The sequence below is a fragment of the Streptosporangium sp. NPDC006013 genome (assembly GCF_040614275.1).
Lineage (GTDB): Bacteria > Actinomycetota > Actinomycetes > Streptosporangiales > Streptosporangiaceae > Streptosporangium.
Window position 1 is genome coordinate 1 of record NZ_JBEXUE010000546.1, and the last position, 6,315, is coordinate 6,315.

General features: G+C 73.0%; 1 protein-coding gene. It reads right to left on the minus strand.

Going from position 1 to position 6,315, the window contains the following annotated elements; translation table 11 throughout:
* Positions 1-6,315 (minus strand): SDR family NAD(P)-dependent oxidoreductase (locus ABZ260_RS44480; protein ID WP_355630135.1); only part of this gene is annotated, 6,315 nt, incomplete at both ends.

Below are 6,315 nucleotides of genomic sequence, written 5' to 3' on the forward strand. Positions count from 1 at the left end.
CATGCCGCGCGAACAGCGCACCCAGACCACCGGTACCACCAGTGATCAGCACCGTCCCGTCCGGATCCCACGAACGGGCACCCTCCTCGACAAGGCCATCGCCGAGCGGCACCCGCGCCAGGCGCGGAACCAGCACCTTACCTTCGCGCACCGCCAGCTGCGGCTCACCCGACGCCAGCACCGACGCGGAGATCTCCTGCTCGTCCCCATCGACCAGCACGAACCGGCCAGGTTCCTCCCACTGCGCCGATCGCACCAGTCCCCACACAGCGGCGGCGGCCAGGTCCGCCACGGTCTCGCCCTGGCTCACCGCGACGGAGCCGCTGGTCACGAACACCAGCCGGGAGCGGCGACAGCGGTCATCGGCCAGCCACGCCTGCAGCAGGCCCAGCACCGCGGTGGTCAACTCGTGAACCGATGTGACCACGTCGCCGTGCCCTGCGGAGCCGACCGCGACGGTCACCACCTCCGGCACCGTCTCCAGCGCCGCCAGATCCGATGCCGAAGTCGAGGTCAGCTCAACCGAATCGAGCTCGGTGTCGGCCGCTGCCCGCGTTTCGGGCAACGCCGTCCAGGTCAGCTGGAACAGCGAGTCCCGGCGCGGGTCGCGACCGCCGCCCACGGCCAGCTGGTCGACCGCGACCGGCCGCAGCACCAGCGACCGCGCCGAGAGCACCGGCTCCCCTGCGGCGTCCACCGCGATCAGCGAGATCGCCTCGCCGCCGATCCTGGCCAGCCGTACGCGCAGGACCGACGCGCCACCGGCGTGCAGGCACACCTCACCCCACGAGAACGGCAACCGGCCGCCCCCGGCGTCGTCCAGCCCGGCGAAGGCCACGGGGTGCAGCGCCGCGTCCAGCAGCGCCGGATGCACCCCGAAAGAAGCCGCGCTCGGCGCTGCCTGCTCGGGCAGGACGATCTCGGCGAACACCGCGCCGTCCACACCCCGCCAAGCGGCCCGCAGCCCCTGGAACACCGGACCGTAGTCGAACCCGCCTGCGGCGAACTGGTCGTACACCCCGTCCATCTGAATGGGTGTGGCCCCCTGCGGCGGCCAGACCGTTACGTCGAATGCCTCGGCCACCCGGCCGCCGCTCGTCAGCACACCGGTGGCGTGCCGTACCCAGGGCTCCTCGTCGGCGGCCTCGGCCGGCCGGGCGTAGATGCTCAGGCTGCGGCGGCCGGACTCGGCCGCCGCGCCCAGCCACACCTGCACCGCGACGGCATCCCGTTCGGCGAGCACCAGGGGCGTGGTCAGGGTCAGCTCCTCCACCACGTCGCAGCCGACCTGGTCACCCGCCCGGATCGCCAGCTCGAGGAACCCGGTGCCCGGGAAGATGACCATGCCGCCCACCGCGTGGTCGGCCAGCCACGGATGCGTCCGCAGCGACAACCGGCCGGTCAGCAGCACTCCGGCCGAGTCGGCCAGCCCGACCGCGGCACCCAGCAGCGGGTGCCCGGCGGCGGCGAGCCCCGCAGCGGCCACGTTCCCCAGCTGGGACCCAGCGCCGTCGGGCCAGTAACGCTGCCGCTGGAAAGCGTACGTCGGCAGGTCGATCCTGCGCCTGCCCCGGAGCACCGTCTGCCAGTCCACCGGCACTCCACGCACGTGCAGCTGCGCCAGCGCCGTCATGATCGCGCTCTGCTCGTCCCGGTCCTTGCGCAGCACCGTCGCCAGTACCGGTGCGTCGGGAGCGGTGAGCTCGGCCAGGGTGTCCTCGGCCATCGCCGTCAGCACCCCGTCCGGCCCGAGCTCCAGGTAGGCCGTCACCCCCTGCGCGTGCAGCGCGCGCACCCCGTCGGCGAAGCGCACCGCGCTCCGTACCTGCTCGACCCAGTAGTCGGGCGAGCACACCTGCTCGGCCGTGGCCGTCTCCCCGGTCACCGTGGACACGATCGGGATCCGCGGGGCGCTGAAGGTCAGCGTCCTGGCCAGGGCGCGGAAGTCTTCCAGCATCGGATCCATCAACGGCGAATGGAACGCGTGCGACACTCGCAGCCGCCGGGTCCTGATCCCCTGGGATTCCAGCGTGGCGGCGAGTTCGAGCACGGCCTGCTCATCCCCGGAGATCACCACCGACGTCGGACCGTTGACGGCCGCGATCGACACCTGCTCGACCAGCAGCTCTGCGATCTCCGCTTCGGAGGCCTGCACCGCCACCATGGCCCCGCCCGCCGGGAGCGCCTGCATCAACCGGCCTCGCGCCGCCACCAGCGCACACGCGTCCTGGAGGGACAGCACCCCGGCCACGTGCGCCGCGGTGATCTCCCCGACCGAGTGGCCCGTCACGACCTCCGGCCGCAATCCCCATGACTCGACCAGCCGGTACAGCGCCGTCTCCAGCGCGAACAGCGCCGGCTGCGCCCAGCCCGTCTGATCCAGCAGCCCGGCCTGGTCGGCGAACAGCACCTCACGCAGCGAACCGTCGAGCAGCGGGTCCAGCTCGGCGACCACCTCATCCAACGCCCGCGCGAACACCGGGAACCGCGCGTACAGCTCGCGGCCCATCCCCGCCCACTGGCTGCCCTGGCCGGTGAACAGCACGGCCGCCTTCGACTCGGCCGTGGCCAGCCCTCGCAGGACACCCGCTCCCGGCCGGTCTTCGGCCAGTGCCCGCAGGCCGGCGAGCGCACTTTCAGGATCGGCGGCCACCACGGCCGCCCGATACTCGAACGCCGAGCGCGTCGTGGCCAGCGAGAACGCCACATCGGCCAAGGTCAGGTCGTCGTGACCCGCCACGTGCGCGACCAGCCGTCCGGCCTGCGCCCGCAACGCCTCCGCCGACCGGCCAGCGACCAGGACCGGCACGGGACCGGCCGACGCGGGCGGACGGCCCTCGGAATCCTGGCCCCCGGACTCCTGTCCCTCCGGCTCCGCGTCCGGCGCTTCGACTCGCTCGATGATCATGTGGGCGTTGGTGCCGCTGATCCCGAACGACGACACGGCCGCCCGGCGGGGGTGATCGGTCTGCGGCCACGCCGCCGGCTCGGTAAGCAGCTCCACCGCGCCCGCCGACCAGTCCACGTGCGAGGAGGGCTCCTCCACGTGCAGCGTCTTGGGCAGCACTCCGTGGCGCATGGCCATGACCATCTTGATCACACCGGCGACGCCGGCCGCCGCCTGGGTGTGACCGATGTTCGACTTCACCGAGCCCAGCAGCAACGGCCGGTCCTCCGGCCGGCCCTGTCCGTACGTGGCGAGCAGCGCCTGCGCCTCGATCGGGTCACCCAGTGCCGTACCGGTCCCGTGTCCTTCGACCACGTCCACCTCGGCCGGGGACAGCCCGGCACCGGCCAGCGCCTGCCGGATCACCCGCTGCTGCGAAGGACCGTTCGGCGCCGTCAACCCGTTCGACGCGCCGTCCTGGTTCACCGCGGAACCCCGCAGGACGGCCAGGACCTGGTGGCCGTTGCGCCGCGCGTCGGACAGACGCTCCAGGACCACCATTCCCACGCCCTCGGCCCAGCTGGTGCCATCGGCGGCATCCGAATAGGACTTGCACCGCCCATCCGCGGCCAGCCCGCCCTGGGCGCTGAACTCCATGATCCCCATCGGCGAGGCCACCACGGTCACACCGCCGGCCAGCGCCAGATCGCACTCCCCCGAGCGCAGCGCCTGCGCCGCCAGGTGCATCGCCACCAGCGAGGAGGAGCACGCGGTGTCCACCGTCACCGCCGGGCCCTCCAACCCCAGCGTGTACGAGAGACGGCCCGAGGTGACGCTCCCCGACTGGCCCGTCACCATGAAGCCACGGGCCTCCTCTGACGGGATGTAGCCGGAACCGCCAGCGCCGACGTACACACCCGTGTAGCTGCCGCGCAGCGACAGCGGGTCGATCCCGGCGCGCTCGAACGCCTCCCAGGTGGTCTCCAGCAGCACGCGCTGCTGCGGATCCATGGCGAGCGCCTCACGCGGCGAGATCCCGAAGAACGCGGCGTCGAACTCCACGACGTCGGGCATGAACCCGCCCTGGAAGTCCAGCTCGCCGGTCACCTGCCAGCCCCGGTCGACCGGCAGCGGGGAGACGGCGTCACGGCCCTCGGTGACGAGCTGCCACAGATCCTCCGGAGAGTGCACCCCGCCCGGATACCGGCACGCCATCGACACGATCACGATCGGGTCGTCGGCCACCGATGCGATCGCCGTCGCGGCGATGACATCGCCGTGCTCACCCAGCAGCTCGGCCAGCAGGAACTCGGCCAGCACCACGGGGGTCGGGTAGTCGAACACCAGAGTGGCGGGCAGCCGCAATCCCGTCGCGACGTTCAGCCGGTTGCGCAGTTCCACGGCGGTGAGCGAGTCGAAGCCCAGCTCGCGGAACTCCCGGCGCACCTCCACCATCTGGGGGGAGGTGTGCCCGAGCGCCGTGGCGGCCTGTGCCCGGATCAGCTCGATCACCAGCCGGCTGCGGTCGGCGTGGGACAGCCCGGCCAGCTGCCGCAGCAACGCCCCATCCGCACCCGACACCGGGGCCGCCGCCGTACGACGGGTGCCTCGCACCAGCGAGCGCAGCAGCGGCGGGACCTCACCGAGCGCCCGGAACGCCGGCAGGTTGAGCCGGACAGGCGCCACCACCGGCGTGTCACCGCCCAGGACCGCGTCGAACAGCGCCAGGCCCTCGGCGAAGGAGAGCAGGTGGAACCCCGCGGCCGTCAGCTGGCGAAGGCCGGCCTCGGTGAGTTCGCCGGACATGCCGGCGTCCGCCGCCCATGGACCCCACACCAGGGACAGGCCCGGCATGCCCTGAGCCTGGCGGTGCTGGGCCAGCGCGTCCAGATAGGCGTTGGCCGCCGCGTAGCCGCCCAGCCCCGGGCCGCCGAACAGCCCGGCCATCGAGGAGTACATGACGAAGGCGGCCAGATCCAGATCCCGCGTCAGCTCGTGCAGGTGCCAGGCGCCATCGGCCTTGGGCCCGAACACGGTGGCCAGCCGATGCTCGTCCAACGACGGGATCATGCCGTCGTCGCGGACGCCCGCGGTGTGGACGACCGCGGTGAGCGGGTGCTCCGCGGGCACGCCGGCGAGCAGCTCCGCCACCTGATCCCGATCGGCCAGGTCGCAGGCGGCGATGGTGACCTCGGCGCCGTGGGCGATCAGCTCGGCCGCCAGTTCCGCCGCACCCGGGGCGTCCATGCCCCTCCGGCCGGCCAGCAGCAGGTGCCGGACCCCGTGCTCGGCCACCAGATGCCGGGCCAGGTTGCTGCCCAGGCCACCCGTGCCACCCGTGATCAGAACGGTGCCGTCGAGGTCCAGCCGCGGCGCGGCGCCTCCCCTCGGCGTCAGGCGGACCAGCCGGGGAACGCGGGCCACGTGGTCGCGAATCGCCACCTGGGGCTCGCCGCAGGCCAGCGCCTCGGGCAGCGCCGACAGCGCGGTCTCCCGCTCGTCCACATCGACCAGCAGGAAGCAGCCGGGGTTCTCGGCCTGCGCGACGCGTACGAGGCCCCAGACCGCGGCCGCCGCGGGATCCGTGACCACCTCTTCTTCGGTACCGGCGACCGCTCCCCTGGTGACCAGCGCCAGCCTGGATTCGGTGAACCGGTCATCGGCCAGCCATTGCCGCAGCAGGTCCAGCACCCGGCCGGTCACCTCTTGCGCCGCCGCCGCGCCGACCGCCTCCACGGGCGATGTGATCTCGACGGCCACGACGTCCGGCACCCGGTCCGGCGAGGCGAGGCCGGACGCGGCCCAGCGCAGATCGTCCAGTCCGGACCGGTTCAGTTCGGACCAGTCCAGCTCGACGCAGTCCAGCCCGGCCACCGCGTCCACGGGAGAGACGACCGTCGGCGCGACCACCCACTCCAGCGCGAACAGCGCGTCCCGCTCCAGTCCCTGGCCGCCGGAGGCGAGCATCTGGTCCGCGGACACCGGACGGAACACCAGCGAGTCCGCCGTCAGCACCGGCGCGCCCTCGGCGTCCACCGCCGCCAGCGACACCGAACCGCTCCCGGTCCTGACCAGCCGCACCCGCAACGCCGAAGCGCCGTTGGCGTGCAGGCTGACGCCGCCCCAGGAGAACAGCAGCCGCCCCTGGCCCGGCTCCACCAAGTTCATGAACGTGGCCGGCTGCAACGCCGCGTCCAGCAGGACGGGATGCAGGCCGAACAAGCCGGCGTCGCCGACCTCCTCGGGCACCGCCACCTCGGCGAAGAACTCCTCGTCACGCTGCCAGACGGCCCGCAGCCCCTTGAAGGTCGGCCCGTAGAGCACGCCGCCCTCGGCCAGATCGTCGTACAGCCCGTCCAGTCCGATCGGCACCGCGCCCGCGGGCGGCCACACGGCGGTGTCGAACCGCGCCGTACGCGCGCCGACCG